This is a genomic window from Streptomyces sp. NPDC000983, from assembly GCF_040299205.1.
GTDB lineage: Bacteria > Actinomycetota > Actinomycetes > Streptomycetales > Streptomycetaceae > Streptomyces.
This window is the reverse complement of sequence record NZ_JBEPBM010000001.1, coordinates 310,339-328,950: the sequence shown is the minus strand read 5'-3', so window position 1 is coordinate 328,950 and position 18,612 is coordinate 310,339. Positions and strand designations below refer to the sequence as shown.

Below are 18,612 nucleotides of genomic sequence, written 5' to 3'. Positions count from 1 at the left end.
GGCGTGTGGGCGGGGCCCCGCTCCAGTACTGCTACCGAGTATCGGGAGCGTTTCTGGAGTGCCGGTAGAGCGGTGCTGTGGTGTGGCCCTGGGCCGGGAAAGCGGCTGTCACCTGCCGTAACGCCGGTCGCGGACGGCGTAGGAGCGCAGGGCGCGCAGCAGGTCTATCTCACGGAACGCGGGCCACAGGACCTCGACGAAGTGGACCTCGGCGTAGGCCGACTGCCACAACAGGAAGCCGGACAGTCGCTGTTCGCCCGAGGTGCGGATGATGAAGTCGGTGTCGGGGCCGGCCGGGGAGTACAGATTGTCCGAGATGTGCTGGAGGTCGAAGTTCTCGGCGAGCTCGACCGGGTCGCCGCCCGTGGAGATGTGCTTGTCGAAGGCGGACCGCACCGCGTCGATGATCTCGCGGCGACCGCCGTAGCCGACCGCCACGTCGACCTTGAGGCCGGTGCGGCCGGTGGTGCGGGCGACGGCGTCCTTCAGCGTGCGCGCGGTCTCCCCCGGGAGCAGGTCCAGGGCGCCGATGACCTCGATCCGCCAGTCCTCGTCGGCCGCGCAGATGCTGGCCACGGTCTCCTCGATGATCTCCAGCAGCGGCCCGAGTTCGGCGGGCGGCCGGTGGAGGTTGTCGTCGGAGAGCATCCACAGCGTGACGTGCTCGATGTCCGCCGCGTCGCACCAGCGCAGGAAGTCGCCGACCTTGGCGCCGCCGACGCGGTACCCCTCACGGACGTCGTCGTGTCCGGCGCCGCGGGCCCAACGGCGGTTGCCGTCCAGCATGATGGCGACGTGGCGGGGCCGTGGCTTGCCGTCCAGCTTGCGCGCCAGCCGCCTGACGTACAGGGCTTCCAAACCCGCGCGAAGCGCCCTCAAGGCCACGTGCCATGTCCCTTCGTCCCCACCTACCGCTAGTGGGGGCCACCGTATCGCCCGGCACGGAGCTTGAGCCATCGGCGCAGGTACTGCGGTCCTCGGGGACCGGTGCGCGGGGGCGGCGCACCATGTGTGAAAGCGCCGCCGCCGAGGGTGGCGGCGGCGCTCGGGGTGGCTTCGGGGCGCTCGATGTGGCTTCAGGGCGTCCGGGCTCAGGTCGTGCGGTGGGCGACCCGGTGGGCCATCTCCGCCAGTTCCGTGCGCCAGACCGGGGCGATCGGCGCGTCCGCGATGGCCTTGCGGCCCCGCTCGACGAGCCCCTCGATGTGCCGCTCCACGTCGGCGGGGACACCGGTCTCCACCAGCCGGCGGCGCACCTCGTCGGGGGTGTGCCCCGGCTCGGTCATCAGGGTGTGGATGTGCTCGTCGCGCTGCATGGCCCAGCCCAGCAGCGGCGTCATCTTGTGCCGGCTGAGGTCCAGGCCGGTGGGTTTGCCGGTGGCGGCCTGGTCCCCGAAGGCGTCGAGGAGGTCGTCCCGGAGCTGGAACGCCTCGCCCACGGCCTCGCCGTACTCCTCGAAGGCGGGGGCCAGGTCGGCGCGGCCCGCCGCGCTCGCGCCCACCACGAGCGGGCGGTGGATGGTGTAGCGGCCGGACTTGATCCTGGCGATCAGTCGGGAGGTGCGGGGGTCGGCCGAGAACTCGGCCGCCGCGTGGACGTCCATGTACTGGCCGATCATCACCTCGGAGCGCAGCCGGTTCCACTCCGGGACCGCCGTCCCGGGCGCGTGGGTCATGAGTTCCTCGGCGTAGACGAGCGCGAGGTCGCCGACGAGGAGGGCCACGCCCTCGCCGTACCGGCGTGCCTCGCCCTGCCAGCCGTGGCTCTCGTGCAGTGCCGTGAACCTGGTGTGCACGGTCGGCACTCCGCGGCGCAGGCCGGAGTCGTCGAGGACGTCGTCGTGGACGAGGGCGGACAGGTGCAGCATCTCCAGGGCGGCCGCGGCCGCGACGATGCCGGGGTCGTCCGGGTCGCCGCCCGCGGCGAGATGGCCGGTGAGGCAGAACGCGGGCCGGATGCGCTTGCCGCCCGACGCGATCAGCGCGGCCAGCGCGTCGACCGGGACGACCGCGCCCTCGTGCACCTCGGCCCAGTGGTCGCGTTCGTCGGCGAGATGCGAGCGCAGCCGGTCCTCCACCCGGCGCAGCAACTCGGTGCGGGTACGGCGGGCGAGGCCGGCGGCCTCCTGCCCGGTGCCGGTGGTGACGTCCGAAGTCACAGGTGTCTCCTCAGAATCGAGAACGAGGACCGCACGGAGTGAGTCTGGAGTTCCGCTTTAGCGGCGATCGACCGCGAATACAGAACGTTGACACTCCGAACCGGCCCGTGGAAATCTCCCAGTGCGCCCGCGGCCCGGAATTCCGACTTCCCCGCCGCGATCTCCTCGCTCTTCTCCACGAGTCCGTCGACCCACGTGAGCATGTGCCGTCCGATTCCGGGCCGTTCACTTCATCCGTGACGGGCGTCGGGCAATCCGCCCAGGAAAGGAATTCCATGGAGTCTCACGCCTGCCCCAAAATGTCCGCGCGGGAATCCCAGGAGGCGCCCGAATCCGGCCTCTGCGCTTCACGGGTGCGGCAGTTGGAGAGGAATCTGCGCGCCCTGCCAGGTCTCTACCGGGAAAGCCTGCATCACGTCTTACCCACGTCCCGGCAGCTGCACCACACCCGCGTCTCCGGGAGCCGGAACAGGGACCGTCTGAACACGACCGCGCTCGACGCGCGGCACAACCTGCTGGAGATCCTGGAGTCGTGGGCGAAGTTCGTCGCCGACGAGCGCGGCGGTGTCGCCCCCACCCGCTCGGTGCCCCGCGTGACGCACTTCCTGCTCCGCCATCTGCCCTGGCTTGCCGACCAGCCGCCGGCGGCCGACTTCGCGGACGAGATCGACGGACTCCGCCGTGAACTGCTGCGCACCATCGACCCGGAGCCCGGCGAGCCCGGCGGGCTCACCCGGGAGTGCGTGGTGGCCGACTGCCCCGGCACGATCACCACGCCGGTACGGCCCGCCGGGCGCGGGATCCACTGCTCCTCGGGCCACTCCTGGGACATGCACGAGTGGATCACCCTGCGTCCGCTCCTGGAGCGGCAGAAGGCCGTCGGCGCGTGAGCCGGCCGCCGCGCGACCGGCTGGTGCCGACGAAGGTGGCCGCCCTCGCCGCGGGCGTCTCCGAGGCGACGATCCGCAAGTGGGTGAGCCGCGGCAAGATCACCCGCTACGGCACCCCCGGGCGCTCCGAGTTCGACATCGACGAACTGACCCGCATCGCCCTGCACCGACGCAAGTGACGAACGGCCGACCCCGAGCGACGAGGGCCGGCCCGGAGGCACGCGAGCCGTCCGGCGACACGGCAGGCGCACACGGCGGACGCCGGGGGCGCGGCTCGGCGCCGCCAGGGCCCTCCGGCCACGCGGCCGCTGTGCGTACCCGATGCCGAGGGCGCCCCGGAACCACCAGCGCCCCCCGGCGACACGGCAGGCGCGCGTACCCAACACCGGGAACGGCCCGATGCCACGCGGGCCCACAGGCCACGCGGCCGGCGCGCATGCCCAACGCCAGGAACGACCCCGCACCACCACCCACCGCCCACCCGGCCGGCACGCACGCCCAACGCGCCAGGGCCGCCCGGCGCCACCCCTCCGGCAACGCGACCGGCGGGTCGGCCGGGCCTCGGGCGGGCGGGGGTTCCGCGGTGGGGCCGGGTGGGGCGTGCCTCACTGATCGGGCCGCCGCCCTCCCGGCGCCTCCGGCAGGGTGCGGGACAGTGCGCGGTCCGTCAGGGGGCCCGCGGCGCCCGTGTAGGCGCCGGGGTCGAACAGGTCGGTCGTCGGGGCGGCGGCCAGGGCGGAGGCGGTCGCGCCGTCCTCCCGGAGGATCCGGGCCAACGGCTCGCCTGTGCGGGCCGAGCGGGCCGACGCCTCGTTGAGCAGCTCGCGGGCGCGGGCCTTGCCGAGTGCCGGGGCGAGGGCGGCGGCGATCCGCTCGGACACGATCTGTCCGCCGGTGAGCGCGGTGTTGGCGCGCATCCGCTCCGCGTCCACCGACAGCCGGGCGACCAGCTCGACCGCCTGGTGCGCGGCTCCCCCGGCCAGCCGGAGCAGGGCGCGCAGCGGTTCCCACTCGGCGTGCCAGGCGCCCGCCGACCGTTCGTCCTCGCTGGGCAGACAGCCCAGCACCGTCGCGGCGAGCTGGGGCGCCTGGAGGGCGGCGGACCTGATGGCGGTGGCCAGCACGGGGTTGCGTTTGTGCGGCATGGCCGAGGAGGCGCCCCGGCCGCCGGGCGCCGGCTCGTGCACCTCGCCCACCTCGGTGCGGGTCAGGGAGAGCACGTCCACGGCGATCTTCCCGAGGGCGCCGCAGAGGAAGGCGGCGGCGACGGCGGCGTCCACCACGGGGGTGCGCAGCACGTGCCACGGGACGAGCGGGGCGGACAGGTCCAGTTCGGCCGCGAAGGCCCGCGTCAGGTCGTGGACGTACGCGGCCGGGTCGGCCGTCGGCGCATGCTGGAGGTAGCCGGCCAACGTGCCTGCCGCGCCGCCGAGTTGGACGGGGAGTCCCTCGGCGCACAGCACGTCGAGCCGGTGGGCCGCGTCCAGTACGAGATGGCGCCAGCCGGCCGCCTTCAGGCCGAAGGTGGTGGGTACGGCGTGCAGGGCCAGGGTCCGGCCCGCGACGAGGGTGTCCCGGTGCTCGCGGGCGAGTACGGTCAGGGACCGCTCCACGCGCACGAGGTCGGCGCGGATCGGTCGGGCGGCCCGCCCGACGACCAGGACGGTCGCCGTGTCGAGGATGTCCTGGCTGGTCGAGCCGAGGTGCACCGACCGGGCCGCCTCCGGGTCCCGGGCCGCCACCACCCGGGTGAACTCCTGGACCGTCGCCACCACGGGGTTGGCGGACTCGCGTGCCCGCCGCGCCAGTTGACGCACGTCGAGGAGTTCGGCGCGCGCGCACTCGGTGATGACCCGGGCGGCGTCCGCGGGCACCGTGCCGAGCGCGGCCTGGGCCCGGCACAGCGCGGCCTCGGCGTCCAGCATGGCCTGGAGCCAGGCTCCGTCGGACACCGCGTCCAGAACCGGCGTGCCCGCCCAGACCGGCGCCAGCAGACCGGGGTCCGCCGCGAGGTTCACCGGGCCGAGGCCCTCGGCGACCGGGGTGGGGTCAGTGCGCATGGGTGAGTCCTTGTCCGGTCGGGCTTCCGGGGCCGGCGTCGGCAGGGGCTGTGGAACCGTGGGCCGCCTCCACCGGGCCCGCGGGGCCGTCGGGCGCCGTGGCCGCGGAGTGGTGGTCTGCGCAGGACAGCGCCGCGCGGGCGATCGCGTCGGAGTCGGTGAGTGTCACCGAGTTGACGCCGGGGCGGATGCCCGCGGCCGTCACCCAGTGCACCGCCTCCGTGGGCACCCCGAACGCGAACCGGCGCGGATGGGCGCGCCCCGCCGCGTCGAGGAGGTGGAACGGCCGCTCGGTGACGGCCAGTCCGTCGCTGACGTGGCTGCCGCCGGAGAGGGTGCGGATGCGGTAGGCGGCGCACTGGCCGGTCGCCAGCAGCCGGCGCAGCAGCGGATCCTCCGTACGGCTCAGGGTGATGTCGGGGAGCCGGGCCTCGACCAGGGCGTCCACGCGCACCGCGGAGCCGGGCACCAGCGGGGAGGCCGCGGTGTACCCGGTGCCGTCGACGGTGACCCGCAGGCCGGGGCCGAGGACGGTGAGCACACCGGCCTCGATCAGGGCGGTCATCTCCTCGACGCGCCGCGCGGGCGGCCCGATCGAGAGGAACGCGTTGAGCGGGGTGTACCACTCGTCCAGGTCGGCGCGGTACGAGTCGCCGTGCAGGCCGCCGTGGTCGACGGCGAGCCGCACCTCGTTGCGCAGATCCCGCAGGACGTCGAGGGCGGCCTTGAGCGGGCCGCTGACATTGCCGCAGCGGGCTTCCGCGACGTCCTTGCGGAGATGGTCGAGGAGCCAGTCGGTGAAGTCCCGCGGTCCGGTGAACTCGCGGTCCCGGTAGGGGCGTGCGAGCAGCTCCCAGTCCCAGCGGAACTTCTCGCTGATGCCGTACGCGGACAGCACCGCGTCCTTCTCTCGTTCCTCGGGGCCGGCCGCGAGGAAGTCGTCCCGGAGGCGCTCGGCGAGGGCGAGGTGGCCGCGTGAGGTGAACAGGGTGCGGTAGTAGACGGCCTCGACCTCGCGGGAGATCAGGGGCCACAGGTCGGTGCGGAAGTCGAGGCCGGCGGCGCCCGCCCCGGCGCGGGCCGCCCGGAGCCGTGCGACGCGTTCGGCGGTGAGCAGCAGCGGCTCGTGCCTGCCGTGCGGGCCCTTCTCGTTGTCGCCGCGCGCCTGGTACGGCACCCCGCGCCGCGACCCGGCGTACAGGCGCGGCTCCCGGCCGCCGGGGTGGTAGACGAGCCGTCCGCCCTCCCGCGCGAAGGTGCCGCCGCGCCCGCCGGTCAGCTCGGCGAGGTGGTCGAAGAAGTTCAGGCCCAGTCCGCGCAGCAGGACCGTGCTGCCGGGGGCCAGGACGTCGAGGTCGACGTCGGCCGGGTTGGCGGGGGCGATCCGCACCAGCCCGGCCGCCCGCGCGCGGTCGGCGAACTCCCGCTCGGCCCGGTCGGGCCGGGCCGGCAGGTGGCCCTGGCACAGGATGACGGCGTGCAGTGCGCCGAGGACGGTCCCGTCGGCCAGCACGACCCGCTGCAAGGTGGAGTCGGTGTCCGGATCGTCGTCGAGGGCCACGGCGAGAGCGGCGTGCGCGGTGACCGTCAGCCCCTCGGGGGCGCCCTCGACGACCCGTCGGTACGCCCAGCGCAGGTACCGGCCGTAGAAGGCGCGGGTCGGATAGGTGTCGGGGCCCAGCCCGGCGGCCTCGTCGAGGACGTGGGGCGGCCAGTCGGCGCCGTGGCGGCCCGCGGCCAGTGCCGAGGCCCACTCGTGGAGGCTCGGGCCCGGTTCCAGGGGCCCCCGCAGGTCCACGGAGGCGTCGGTGAAGACGGAGATCTGTCCGGCCACCGTGTTCATCAGCAGATGGCGGGACTGGTCGGTGCGCCACACCTTGCCGGGGCCCGGCGGATGGGGGTCGATCACATGGACGTGGACGGTGGCGCCCTCGGGTAGCGAGCGGGCGTTGGCGCAGAGCCGTTCGATCACCGAGAGCCCGCGCGGGCCGCTGCCGATCAGGGCGACGGTGCAGTGACTGGTTGTCATGGTTCCTGCTTCTGCCGACGTCATCACCACTCGACCAGTGCGAATCCCGCCGCCATGCCGCCGCCGAAGCCCGCCAGAAGGATCAGGTCTCCGTGCTGGAAGGCACCGGCGTGGGCGGCTTCGGCCAGGGTGATCGGGATGGAGGCGGCTCCGGTGTTGCCGTAGTGCGTGAGCGTGCGGTGCAGGGTGGCCCGGGACAGCGCGAGGGTCTCGAACACGGTGTCCAGCAGAACGCCGTTGGCCTGGTGCGGCACGAAGTGGGCGATGTCGTCGGGTCCGACGCCGCTCTCGTGCAGGAACTCCTTGGTGAGCAGCGGCAGTCGGTCCTCGACGAAGCCGCGCACGGCCCGGCCGTCCATCGTGAAGTAGTGCAGGCCCGCGTCGAGTGCGGCCCGGTCGACGGGGAGTCTGCTGCCGCCGGCCGGCACCTCGATCAGCCCCGACAGCTCACCGAAGGTGTGCGTGGCGATGTTGCGGACGCGGGCGCCCCCTCCGGGGCCCAGGACCATCGCGCCGGCGCCGTCGCCGAAGAGGACGACGGTTCTGCGGTCGGCCGGGTCGAGGATGCGCGAGTACACGTCGGCGCCGATGACCAGGGCGCAGCCGCCGCGCCGGGTGAGGATGCCCTCGGCCGCGGCGAGCGCGAACACCTCGCCGGAGCAGACGGCGTTGACGTCGAAGGCGGCCGCGTCGACGGCGCCCAGCAGGTGCTGCACATAGGCGGCGGTGGGCGGCTGGGGCCGGTCGGGGGTGGAGGTGGCGACGACGATCACGGACAGCTGCTCGGCGGTGACGCCGGCCGAGTCCAGGGCGGCCCGGCCCGCGGCGGCGGCCAGGTCCGAGGTGGCCTGGTCGGGGGCGGCCCAGCGGCGCTCCCGGATGGCGGTCTTGCGGACGACCCAGGCGTCGTCGACGCCCGCCGCCGCTCCCGCCTCGTCGTTGGAGACGACTCGTGGCGGTACGTAGGCACCGGTTCCGAGCACCCCGACTTCGGTCATGCGCCCGCCCTCCCCAGAGGTGATCGTGGAAATGGAGTCCCTTGCAGGGCCGTCGCGGCCCCGGCCGGCCGGACGCTCAGCTGGTCTCGTAGATGCGCTTGTGGCCGCGCAGCGCCGCCAGCCGGAAGGGGCCGGTGGTCTCGGCGGGGGTGATGTGGTCCCCTCCGTCGGCCGGGAAGGAGTACTGGTGCAGGGCGCGGTAGCGGGCGTGGTCGACGGGCGTGCGCCGGTCGACGGCCGCGCGGTGGGCGGCGGTGCGCAGGTGGTCGCGGTAGCCGGGGACGACGGTGCCGGCGAAGAACTCGGCGACGCTGCCGGAGCCGTAGCTGAGGAAGCCGACGGGCCGCCCGCCGAGGTCGTCGGCCTGGTCGAGGAGGGCGGCGAGGGCCAGGTACACCGAGGCGGTGTAGCTGTTGCCGATGACGTTGTTGTAGGCGGTGGTCAGGCCGAGGTCGCGGGTGACGCGGTCCTCGTCGACGCCGTGGCCGCAGTAGTTGAGCAGTTGGCGGTGGGCCTTGTACGCCATCTTCGTGAAGGGCTGGTGGTAGCAGAACGCGGCGAACTCGTCGAGGTCACGGCCGCCCTGCTCGGTGTAGTCCTTCCAACTGCCCTGCACGGCGAGGAGGTAGGCGCCGATCGACTCCTGTCCGTCGACCAGGGCGGCCTCGCGGTAGTTGGGCCGCCAGAAGTCCATGACGTCGGCGGTGAACAGGCCCGACGGCTCCTCGATGGTGAGCAGGGCGGGGTCGGCGGCGATCAGCATGGCCACGGCGGCGGCGCCCTGGGTGGCCTCGCCGGGGCTGTCGAGTTCGTACTTGGAGACGTCGGAGGCGATCACGAGGACCCGCTGCGCGGGGTCGCTGCGCACCAGGCCGAGGGCGAACTGCAGGCCCGCCGTGGCCGCGTAGCAGGCCTGTTTGAGTTCGACGACGCGGGTCGCCGAGCCGAGGCCGAGCAGGGAGTGGACGTAGACGCCGGCCGACTTGGCCTGGTCGATGGAGGATTCGGTGGCGAGGACGACGGTGCGGATGCCGTCGGTGCCGTGCCGTCGGACGACGGGTGCCGCAGCGGCGGCGGCCATGGTCACGATGTCCTCGTCGGCGGCGGGCACGCTCATGGACCGCTGCCCGATGCCGTGGTGGTACTTGGCGGGGTCGGTGCCGTTGTGCGCGGCGAGCACGGTGTGCGGCAGGACGAACTCGGTGGTGGCGAAGGACAGATCGTGGATTCCTACGGCGGTCTCGTGGGCCATTTCCTCAGACACCGGCCTTTGCTGTCTCGTTGTGGCGTTCCAACTGGACGTGCGCGCGCATCAGTTCGCCCGGGTTGGTCTGGGCGGCGAGGAGGGAGAGTTCGCCGCAGAGCACGGTGGCGGCGGCGATGACGGCGAGCCGGCGGGCGTTCTCCCCGGGGGCGCGGTCGGCCCGGCAGCCGAGCCGGGCGAGGTTGTCCTCGACGAAGTCGAGTCCCTTGCCGTTGCCGACGGTGCCGACGATGAGGTTGGGCAGGGTGCAGGCGAAGTAGAGGTCGCCGTCGCGGTCCTCGGCCATGACGACGCCCTGGGAGCCCTCGACGATGTTGGCGGCGTCCTGGCCGGTGGCCAGGTAGAAGCCGAGCAGCATGTTGGCGAAGTGGGCGTTGGCCGAGCGGATGCCGCCGGCGAGGAGGGTGCCGAGCAGGTTCTTGCGGAGGTTCAGCCGGACGATCCCGGCGGCCGTGGTCCGCAGGACGCCCTCCACGACGTCGCGGGGCACGAGGAGTTCGGTGACGACGTTCTTGCCGCGGCCGAGGATGCCGTTGACGGCGGTGGCCTTCTTGTCGGTGCAGTAGTTGCCGGAGATCGACCCGTAGGCGATGCCCGGGACCGTCTCCAGCAGGTGGCGCAGGAGCACGTCGGAGGCGAGGGTGGCCATGTTGTGGCCGGAGGCGTCGCCGGTGGAGAACTCGAAGCGCAGGAAGAGCAGGTTGGCGTTGATCTCGTGGCGCACGCCGATCAGTTCGGCGTAGCGGCTGCAGGTGCGGACCACCTCGCGGAGTTCGCCGAGGCGGGCGTCGACGCTGCGCGCGGCGGCCAGCGCGGTCTGCGCGTCGGTGGCCTCCACCAGCACCGACCGGGTCATCCGCTCGTCGACGAGGGTGGCGACGATGCCCTGTTCGGCCAGCATGGAGACCTTCGCGCCGCGGCCCACGGAGGGCCACAGCGGTGACTCGTAGGTGGCGAGCGGGACGGAGGTCTCGGTGGTGGCCACGTTGCCCGAGATGCGCAGGGGTCCCACCCAGCGCATCGGGACCCCGGCGGTCGCGTTGTCGGTCATCGTGAGTTTCCCGTCATCTCGGGGCGGACGCCGCGCAGGTTCGAGCGGCGCGCGAAGGGCCGGGTGTCGATACCGCGGTCGGCGCAGAAGTCGCGGAGCCCGCCGCGGATCAGCAGGTCGCAGCGGGTCAGGTCGGCGGGGGTGCGGGCGCCGAGCACGGTCTGGATCGCGGCGAGCTGGTCGAGCCAGGTCGTCAGGCGGGCGACCAGCGCGGTGACCCCCTCGTCGAGGAGGGTGCGCAGGAAGGTGCCGGAGGCGCCGACGCCGGACGCGCCGAGCGCGAGGGCGCGGGCCACGTCGAGCGGGTTGCGCACGCCTCCGGAGGCGAGCACGGGGATCGGGGCGTCCTGGGCGTCGAGCAGGCAGGCGGCGGTGGACTGGCCCCAGCCGGTGAGGTAGGCGTAGTCGCCGAGTTCGCGCCGGCCGTTCTCGATCCGGGCGAAGTCGGTGCCGCCCCGACCGCCGAGGTCGGCGGCGCGCACGCCGAGTTCGGCGAGCAGGCGGACGCTCTCTCGGCTGAGGCCGAAGCCGACCTCCTTGACGATCACGGGGACGCCGGCGCCGGCCGCGATCTTCTCGATGCGGGGCACCCAGGCGGCGAAGGACCGGTCGCCCTCGGGCATCACCGTCTCCTGCACGGTGTTGACGTGGATCTGGAGGGCGTCGGCACGCAGCAGGTCGACGGCGCGCCGGGCCTGCTCGACGGAGGCGTTCGCGTTGACGTTGGCGAGGACGAACCCGTCCGGGTTCTCCTCCCGGAGCACGCTGAAGGTGCCGGCGCAGTCCGGGTCCTTGAAGTAGGCGCTCATGGAGCCGGAGGCGATGGGCACCCCGGTCTCGCGGGCGGCGATGCCCAGGTCCCGGTTGATGCGGCCGGTGCGCTCGCTGCCGCCGGTCATCGCGTTGATGTAGAGCGGCACCGGCCAGGTGAGGTCGGCGAAGGCGACGGCCGAGGACACCTCGGTCCGGTCGAGGCCGGCCAGGGCGTGGTGGACGAACGACACCAGGTCGAACTCGTTGTGTCCGCCATGCTGTTGCTGCTGTTCGGCGGCGAGGCGGACGTGGTCGTCCTTGCGTTGAGCGATCATGTGTGGGTCCCTTCCGCTTCCGCGGCGGGCCGCACGGGCAGGGGGGTGACCCCGGCGGCGGCCCAGCGTTCACGCAGTCGAGCGATGTCCTGGGTGGCTCCGGCGTCGAGCAGGGCGATGCCGCAGTCGCCGCCGCCCGCCCCGGAGGGTTTCGCCGTGCCCCCGAGGGTTTCGGCGGCGTCGCACAGGGCGGTGAGCCGGGGGGTGAAGACGCCGAGCGCGGCACTCTCGTCGAGGCGCTCGAGTTCCCGGCGGGCCTGCCGGATCCGGTGCATGAGTTCCTGGCCGTCGCCGCGTTCGAGGGCCGCGGCGGCCGCGTGCACGCAGTCGGTGGTGGTGCGGACGAACCCGCGGTGGGCGGGGGTGCCGCGCCAGGGCCGGCGGTGCAGTCGGGAGACGAGGGAGGCGGTGGAGGCGGGGGTGCCGGTCCAGCCGACCTCCAGCGCGAGCCCCTCGGGGCCGGGCAGCCGTCGTAGGCCGAACCCCGGCCAGGGCGCGTGGAGCGCGGCCTCGACGCCCAGGTCGTCGGCGAGTGCGCGTACGGCGGCCCGGTCGGGCGCCCGGTAGGCGATCCAGCCGCCCCAGGTACTGGCCGCGAGGTCGCCGCCGGACCCCTTGGGGTCGATCGAGGCGGTGGCGAGCAGGGCCAGCCGGAAGCGTTCCTCGTCGGTGAGCGCGAGACCGCCGTACGCGGCGACGGCCGACACCGTCGCCACCGTGACGGCACCGCTGGAGCCGAGGCCGTACTTGGTGCCGTGGTCGTGCAGGCCGCTCTCCACGGACAGCGCGAACTCCGGTGCCGGGGCGCCGTGTTCGGCGAGGAGCCGGGCCACGGTCTCGATCGCGGACAGCACATGGGTGAGTCCGGCGCGCGGCTCCGGCCGTCGGGTCCGGGCGCAGGGGACGAGGCGGCCGGCGTGCCAGCGCAGGCGTTCGCCGCGCGGGCCGAGGTCGGAGGTGATCTCGACGCCCTCCCCGGCGGCGCCGGACACGGTGACGGTGACGTGGCGGTCGACGGCGAACAGGATCGCCGGGTTGCCGGGCTCGACGACCGCGTACTCCCCCGCGACGAACAGCTTGCCCGGCGCGCGGCGGACGACGGTTCCCGGTGGGCTCACCGGCCGTCCCCGTCCAGCAGCCGGACGCCGGGTCCCGGTCCGGCGACGAGCACCCGGGAGCCGGGGGCGGCGGCCCGTACCGCTTCGGCGACCCGGTCGGCGTCCGGTCGGCGGCAGAGCACCTTGACGTTGGGTCCGGCGTCCATGGTGGCGTAGGCGGGGACGCCGTCGCCACGCAGCCGGAGCACCGCGTCGAGGACTGTGAGGGTGGCCGGCGACAGGTAGCGGACGGCGGGCCGGGCGGCCAGCATGGTCGCGTGCATGCCGAGGGCGTTGCGCTCCGCGACCCGGCCGACGGCCTCGATGTCGCCGGCGAGCAGTGCCGCGCGCATCTCGGTCAGATCGGCCCGGCTGGAGACCGCCCACGGCTCGTACAGGGGTGAGGTGTCGACGGTGTGCCGCATGGCCGCGCGGCTGGACACGGGCTTGGGGCCCGCGTCGACGACGGCGACGACGAGGGCGGGGTCGAGGTCGCCGACGGCGACGGGCTCGGCGTACGAGGCGAGGTCGGCCTCCGCGGGATCGGCTCGATCGCGGCCGGCGTGCCACACGGCGAAGCCGCCGAAGACCGACCGGCAGGCGGACCCGGAGCCGCGGCGGGCCAGCCGGGACAGGCCCGCCGCGTCGAGCCGCAGGCCGTACGCGGCGGCCGCGGCGGCGGCGAGGGCGGCGAAACCGCTCGCGGACGAGGCGAGTCCGGCGCCCGTGGGGACGGTGTTCTCGCTCTCCACGACGGCCCGGTGGGCGATGCCGGCCCGGTCCCGCACCAGGTCGAGGAAGGCGACGACCCGGCGCAGCGCCTCGCCCTCGGCGGGTGCGCCGTCGAGGGTCACCCGGTCGTGCGCCGTGCCGGGGGCGAGCGCCACGGTGGTGGTCGTCGGGAAGACGCCGAGGGTCAGGGAGAGGCTGTCGACCCGGGGCAGGACAAGGCGTTCGTCCCGCTTGCCCCAGTACTTGACCAGCGCGATGTTGGGGTGGGCGACGGCGGTGGCGGCGGGGGTGGTGGGTGCCGCGGGCGGGTGGACGAGGGGTTCAGGGCGCATGCTCGGCGGGTCCTCCCAGCGCGACGGTCCAGGTCCGTACGGCACCGGCCGCACGCAGTTCGCGGGTGACCTCGTCGGCCCGGTCCGTCCTGGTCAGGGCGATGGCGCAGCCGCCCAGGCCACCGCCGGTGATCTTGGCGCCCAGGGCGCCGGCGGTGAGCGCGGCCTCGACGAGGTCGTCGACGGCCCTGATGCTCAGTCCCGCGGCGCGCAGCAGGTCGTGATAGTCCGTCAGCCGTGCGCCGAACTCCTCGGAACGGCCTTCGACGAGCGCCTGCCGGGCCCCTTCGGTCAGCCGGGTGGCGCGGTCCACGAACCGTTCGCGTGCTCCGGTGTGCTGCTCGAACCCTTCACGCAGCAGCTCCACCGCGTCCTTGGTGCGGCCGACGACACCGCTGTCCGCGATGACCAGCAGCCCGTGGTGGCCGACGTGCAGCTCCTGGGCCTCGCCCCGCCGGAACAGCAGGGGCCCGCGTGCGCCGACGGCCCGCGCGTCGACACCGCTGGAGCGGCCGTGCGCCACGTTCTCCGCCGTCTGCACCAGGTCGAAGGTCCGGCGCTCGGTGACGTCCCGGCCGTGCAGGTCGGCGAGGGCGTGGACGACGGCTCGCGCGCAGGCGGCGCTGGAGCCGAGGCCCCTGCCGTGCGGGATGCCGGCGTCGAGGGCGACGTCGAGGTGCCGGTCGTCGTCGACGCCCAGGGACCGGGTGAACTCGCCGATGAGCCTGCGCAGTCCGTCGGACGCCTGGGCTGCCATCGGCCGCGAGGTCGAGCCGGTCAGGGTGACGGTGACCCCGCCCGCGGCCCCCTCGGGTGACCGGCGGGCGGTGGCGGTGACGGTCAGCACCGGTACCGGGACGGCGAGCGCGGGGGCGCCGTAGACGACGGCGTGCTCGCCGAGCAGGACGGCCTTGGCGTGGGCGTGGCCGACGCCGGTGGAGCGGGCCCGGCCGGCTCCCGGCACCCCCTCCGCCGAGGTGGACAGAGTCACAGCAGTCAGCTCCCTCACCGGGGTTGCGGGACCATGAGGAGGCGCCGGGGGTGCAGCGTCGTCTCGGGCGCGGTGCGCACCGACCGCCCGGAGTCGCTGCCCAGCTTCCACTCCTCGGTCACCACGTCGAGGATGACCTGGAGTTCCTGCCAGGCGAACATCTCGCCGACGCAGCCCTTCGACCCGATGCCGAAGGGGATGTAGGAGGCGTCGACCTTCCCGGGCTGCGGGGCGAGCCACCGGTCGGGGTCGAAGCGGTGCGGGTCCGGATAGCACTCGGGGTCGCGGTGCAGCAGGTAGGAGCTGAAGACGACGTTCGTCCCGGCCGGCAGCGGGAGGTCGCCGAGGGTGACGTCCGTCAGGGTCTTACGGCAGGAGATCCACACCGGCGGGTAGAGCCGCAGGACCTCCATCAGGAACCGCATGGTGTACCCGATGTCGCCGCGCTCGTGCCCGCTGTCCCCGCTGCGCCGGGCCGCCAGGTCCTTGAGCAGGCGCTCCTCGACCAGGGGCTGTTCGCAGAGCACATGCAGGGCCCAGGACATGACGGAGGCGGTGGTGACCGTCGCCGCGGTCATCATCATGACCGCCTCCTCGCAGACCTGTTCCTCGGTCAGCAGGCGGTTGCCCTGCCGGTCGGAGTCGGCGAGGAGCGCCGAGAGCCAGCCGCCGGTTCCGTCGGGGGCGTCCGGGAGTGCGGCGACGCACTCGGCGAGCAGGTCGCGGAAGTCCGTACGGGCCCGCTTGAGCTGCCCCGAGGCGCCGGGCCGGGCCGCCCTGGCCGCCGCTCTGCCGTAGAGCGGCTTGCGGATCATCTCCCAGGCCAGCCGGGAGAGCCGCTCGCCCAGCTCACGGGTGGTCGCGGGCGGCAGGCCGGGGATGAGGGTGCTCACCGAGATGGCGCAGGTGATACGGCACATCTCGGCCTGTACGTCGACCACGTCGCCGGTCCGCCAGGCGGAGACGACGTCACGGACGACGTCCCGCATGACGGGCACGTACTCGTCGACCTTCGACGCCCGCAGGAAGGGGTTGGCCAGGCGCCGGTAGTGCCGGTGCATGGCCTCGTCCTCCGAGAGCATGCCCACCCTGCTGAGGTTGCGGGCCTTGCGGAACAGCTCGCCCTTTCCGTAGTTCCTGCTCTCTCCCACCAGAATCCTGCGCACGAGCAACGGGTCCCTGACGAACACGGCGTCGATGCCGTCCACGGTCAGGGGGCGCAGCCGGTGCCCTCGTAGAAGGCTCTCCATCCGGCTGAACTGGAATGCTGGGGCTTGGGTCCGACTGGACACTGCGTACACCTCTCGTACACAAACCTGCGTGCGTTCGGCGACCGGGAACGAAAGAAGGGGAATCCCGCGCGGTGCGGGATTCCCCTGGGGGCGCGCCGGCCCGGCTATGCGGATTCGGTGTCGCGCGCGGCGAGATAGGCGGCGTTCAGACGGCTGACCGAGCGCCAGCGGTAGTAGGACTGGAGTTTGTAGTACTCCTCGCCGCTGGAGGTCACCGCCGCGTAGACCATCTTGGGGTCGTCGACGCCGTAGGGGACGCTCTTCACGAAGTGCTCGATCTTGGTGCCGAGCCGGGCGAAGTAGGCCATCGGGTTGTCGGTGCGCACCCCGTAGGAGATCCGCTCGATGGCCGGGGAGTCCCAGTTGTGGGTGGTGTAGATCCCGAAGGACTTCTCGCAGAACGCGAACATCTGCTCGCTGGGGCTGGGCAGTCCGAGGTCCCGGTGCATCGCCAGGACGGTCTCCCGCTCGTAGCACTCGGCGGGGGCCCGGAGGTAGACGTTCATGGTGCGGCTGCGGTAGTCGATGCCGATCACGTCCACCGTGTCGGCGAGACCGTACCGGGTGAAGAAGTCCATGTTCGCGGCCAGTCCGGGCGGCGTGGAGGCCAGCCCGTTCAGCCGGTCCAGGGTCTCGTGCTCACCTGCCGGGAAGTAGATCCAGACCTTCTTGAAGCCCTTGGTGACGCCGAAGTCGATGCCGTAGCTGTCGACGGGGCACAGGCCGCGGATGTCGGCCAGCAGGTGGCCGATGGGGTGGTCGGTCTTCGGCAGCAGGCCCCGGGTCACGGCGGTCTCGTACGGGTCGATGTCCGCGGGGAGGGTGAACCGCGCGTCGAAGTCGCCCTCGTGCTGTGCGTTGGTGGCGACCCGGAAGGCGATCACGGCCCGGGGCAGGGCGTCCTCGAACGCGGTCAGGATGGGCATGACGGCCTGTTCGGAGGCGGTCACGTCCAGCAGGCCGGCTGATTTCTCGATGGCGGAGTAGAAGCCCGCCACCGAGACGTCGACGGTTCCCGACATCATCACTCCAAAGATTCAGTTGAGTTGTTCCTTGAGCCGGTCCGCGAGTGCGAGGCGCTGGACCTTGAGGGTTCCGGTGCGCGGGAGTTCGGCCTCCGGGATCAGCACCGGGTCGGCGAGCTGCGGGAAGTCGGCGACGGCCGAGCGCCAGCGGTCCGGGTCCAGCGGCCGGTCGCCGTGGGTGCACAGCACCGGGACGGGCGAGCCGTCGGGGCCGTGGACCACGACGAGTTCGCTCAGTTCGTCGAGGCGGGCGAGGACCAGGTCCTCGACCTCCAGGGAGCTGCGGACGCCGGGGATCATGTCCACCTCGCGGTCGAGCATGTGCAGACAGCCGAACCGGGTGAAGTAGCCGACGTCACCGGTCCCCCACCACTCGCCCTCGCGGTTGCTGTCGTAGCGGTCCTGCTCACCGAAGTACGTCTTGGCCAGGCCGGGCCAGGCGACCTGGATACGGCCGGGGTTGGCCTCGGTGGGCCGGTTCCCGTCGCGGCTGACGACGCGGACCCGCGCGGAGCCGAGCGGCATCTGCCAGCCGACGCACCGGCCGTTGGCCTTGTGCGCGGAGTGCCGGAAGTAGGCGCGGCCGACGGCGGGGCCGACCTCGCTCTGCCCGTAGATCTGGAAGAACAGGGCGCCGCGCCGCCGCGAGGACTTCAGCAGCCGGCTCATCGTCCGCGGGTGGATCGCGTCGAAGGTGCTGCTGAAGTACTTCACCGAGGCGAACGGCCGGCGCGGGTCGTCGGCCAGATGCTCCCACGCCATCAGCGAGTTGGGCAGCGCCTCGATCAACCCGGGCCGGTGTTCCAGGAGTTGTTCGGCGACGGTCTCGGGGTCCGACTCGTTGAGCAGCAGCACCGGCATCTCCCGCAGGAGGGCCAGCGCCATCGCCGCGACGTTGCGGGAGTGCACGAAGGGGATGTGGATGGCGACGCTCTCCCGCCGCCGCATCAGCGAGAGGAGCCGCCACTGGGGCTTGAGCCGGATGCCCTGGGTGCGGGGGGTGTGCACGACCAGTTTGGGCACGCCGGTGGTGCCCGAGGTGTGGGTGATGACGGCCGGCTCGTCGATGGGCCGCACCACCGGCTCGACGCGGGGCGACCCGGCGAGCCCGCCGAGGGACACGGCGCCCGGCCGCTCCCCGGCCACGATGATCACCTGCCGGGTCAGCCGCTCCAGCGGCAGTTCGGCCAGCGCGTCGAGCTTGTGCCCGTCGGTCAGCAGGTTCGGCCGGCCGACCCGCTGGAGGAGGGCGCCGACGGTGACCGCGTCCAGGCTGGGCGAGAGCAGGACGGGCACCGCGCCGATCCGGGACGCGGCGCAGGCCAGCATCCACACGTCGGCGTTGGCCTTCTTGTGGAGCACGACGTGCTCGTCCTGCCGGACTCCGGCGGCCCACAGCCGCGCCGCCAGGTCGTCGACCGCCTCGGCGAGCTGATTGACCGTCAACTGGCGTCCCAATGAGGGCAGTACGTCCAGGTCGTGGTCGAGTGTGATCGGCGTCGCCGGGTTGACGGCGGCGGCCATGGCCGGCAGCAGACCGATGTGCAGGCCGCGCTTCTGGATCGACCGATGGGCAACGGTGCCGTTCATCGGGCTGTCTCCTT

Annotated in this window: 16 protein-coding genes; 2 read left to right on the top strand and 14 right to left on the bottom strand. The window is 73.3% G+C overall.

Features of this window, described 5'->3' with window-relative positions:
* Nucleotides 1-108 precede the first annotated feature (108 nt).
* Nucleotides 109-879 (bottom strand): isoprenyl transferase, encoded by a 771-nt coding sequence (locus ABT296_RS01235; protein WP_351922409.1) that lies wholly within the window; start codon nt 877-879, stop codon nt 109-111.
* A 212-nt stretch (nt 880-1,091) separates the two neighbouring features.
* Nucleotides 1,092-2,159: a polyprenyl synthetase family protein gene (locus ABT296_RS01230; RefSeq protein ID WP_351922269.1), complete on the bottom strand. Its 1,068-nt coding sequence runs from the start codon at nt 2,157-2,159 to the stop codon at nt 1,092-1,094.
* A gap of 275 nt (nt 2,160-2,434) precedes the next feature.
* Here ABT296_RS01230 and ABT296_RS01225 point away from each other — a divergent pair, with 275 nt between their 5' ends.
* Nucleotides 2,435-3,049 carry a hypothetical protein gene (locus ABT296_RS01225; RefSeq protein WP_351922268.1) on the top strand — a complete coding sequence of 205 codons (615 nt, stop codon included), beginning with the start codon at nt 2,435-2,437 and terminating at the stop codon, nt 3,047-3,049.
* The gene (locus ABT296_RS01220; protein ID WP_351922267.1) at nt 3,046-3,228 is read left to right on the top strand and encodes a MerR family transcriptional regulator; all 183 of its coding nucleotides are present in this window, start codon (nt 3,046-3,048) and stop codon (nt 3,226-3,228) included. The genes ABT296_RS01225 and ABT296_RS01220 overlap by 4 nt, the downstream gene beginning before the upstream one ends.
* A gap of 426 nt (nt 3,229-3,654) precedes the next feature.
* Here the strand turns inward: ABT296_RS01220 and ABT296_RS01215 are convergent, their stop codons facing one another.
* From ABT296_RS01215 to ABT296_RS01160, 12 genes are all read right to left on the bottom strand, one after another.
* Entirely contained in the window at nt 3,655-5,109 is a 1,455-nt protein-coding gene (locus ABT296_RS01215) for a nitrosuccinate lyase (protein ID WP_351922266.1), read from the bottom strand.
* The gene (locus ABT296_RS01210) at nt 5,099-7,138 is read right to left on the bottom strand and encodes an FAD/NAD(P)-binding protein (protein ID WP_351922265.1); all 2,040 of its coding nucleotides are present in this window, start codon (nt 7,136-7,138) and stop codon (nt 5,099-5,101) included. The genes ABT296_RS01215 and ABT296_RS01210 overlap by 11 nt, the downstream gene beginning before the upstream one ends.
* A 23-nt stretch (nt 7,139-7,161) precedes the next feature.
* On the bottom strand, nt 7,162-8,136 hold the full coding sequence (locus ABT296_RS01205) for a 3-oxoacyl-ACP synthase III family protein (RefSeq protein WP_351922264.1): 975 nt from the start codon (nt 8,134-8,136) through the stop codon (nt 7,162-7,164).
* 76 nt (nt 8,137-8,212) lie between these two features.
* On the bottom strand, nt 8,213-9,400 hold the full coding sequence (locus ABT296_RS01200) for a hydroxymethylglutaryl-CoA synthase (protein ID WP_351922263.1): 1,188 nt from the start codon (nt 9,398-9,400) through the stop codon (nt 8,213-8,215).
* Nucleotides 9,393-10,451, bottom strand: coding sequence for a hydroxymethylglutaryl-coenzyme A reductase family protein (locus ABT296_RS01195; protein WP_351922262.1), 1,059 nt, complete (start codon nt 10,449-10,451; stop codon nt 9,393-9,395). The genes ABT296_RS01200 and ABT296_RS01195 overlap by 8 nt, the downstream gene beginning before the upstream one ends.
* A complete protein-coding gene (gene fni / locus ABT296_RS01190; RefSeq protein ID WP_351922261.1) occupies nt 10,448-11,539 on the bottom strand; it encodes a type 2 isopentenyl-diphosphate Delta-isomerase in 1,092 nt (363 codons plus the stop codon). Before fni ends, ABT296_RS01195 begins: the two co-directional genes overlap by 4 nt.
* Complete coding sequence (locus ABT296_RS01185; RefSeq protein WP_351922260.1) at nt 11,536-12,657, bottom strand: phosphomevalonate kinase; 1,122 nt, start codon at nt 12,655-12,657, stop codon at nt 11,536-11,538. Before ABT296_RS01185 ends, fni begins: the two co-directional genes overlap by 4 nt.
* On the bottom strand, nt 12,654-13,700 hold the full coding sequence (mvaD, locus tag ABT296_RS01180) for a diphosphomevalonate decarboxylase (RefSeq protein ID WP_351922259.1): 1,047 nt from the start codon (nt 13,698-13,700) through the stop codon (nt 12,654-12,656). Before mvaD ends, ABT296_RS01185 begins: the two co-directional genes overlap by 4 nt.
* On the bottom strand, nt 13,690-14,691 hold the full coding sequence (gene mvk / locus ABT296_RS01175) for a mevalonate kinase (RefSeq protein WP_351922258.1): 1,002 nt from the start codon (nt 14,689-14,691) through the stop codon (nt 13,690-13,692). The genes mvaD and mvk overlap by 11 nt, the downstream gene beginning before the upstream one ends.
* A 14-nt stretch (nt 14,692-14,705) precedes the next feature.
* Nucleotides 14,706-15,941, bottom strand: a complete 1,236-nt coding sequence (locus ABT296_RS01170; RefSeq protein ID WP_351922257.1) for a cytochrome P450 — start codon at nt 15,939-15,941, stop codon at nt 14,706-14,708.
* 146 nt (nt 15,942-16,087) lie between these two features.
* Complete coding sequence (locus ABT296_RS01165; protein ID WP_351922256.1) at nt 16,088-17,008, bottom strand: aromatic prenyltransferase; 921 nt, start codon at nt 17,006-17,008, stop codon at nt 16,088-16,090.
* A gap of 12 nt (nt 17,009-17,020) precedes the next feature.
* Complete coding sequence (locus ABT296_RS01160; protein ID WP_351922255.1) at nt 17,021-18,598, bottom strand: class I adenylate-forming enzyme family protein; 1,578 nt, start codon at nt 18,596-18,598, stop codon at nt 17,021-17,023.
* Between the last annotated feature and the right edge of the window lie 14 nt (nt 18,599-18,612).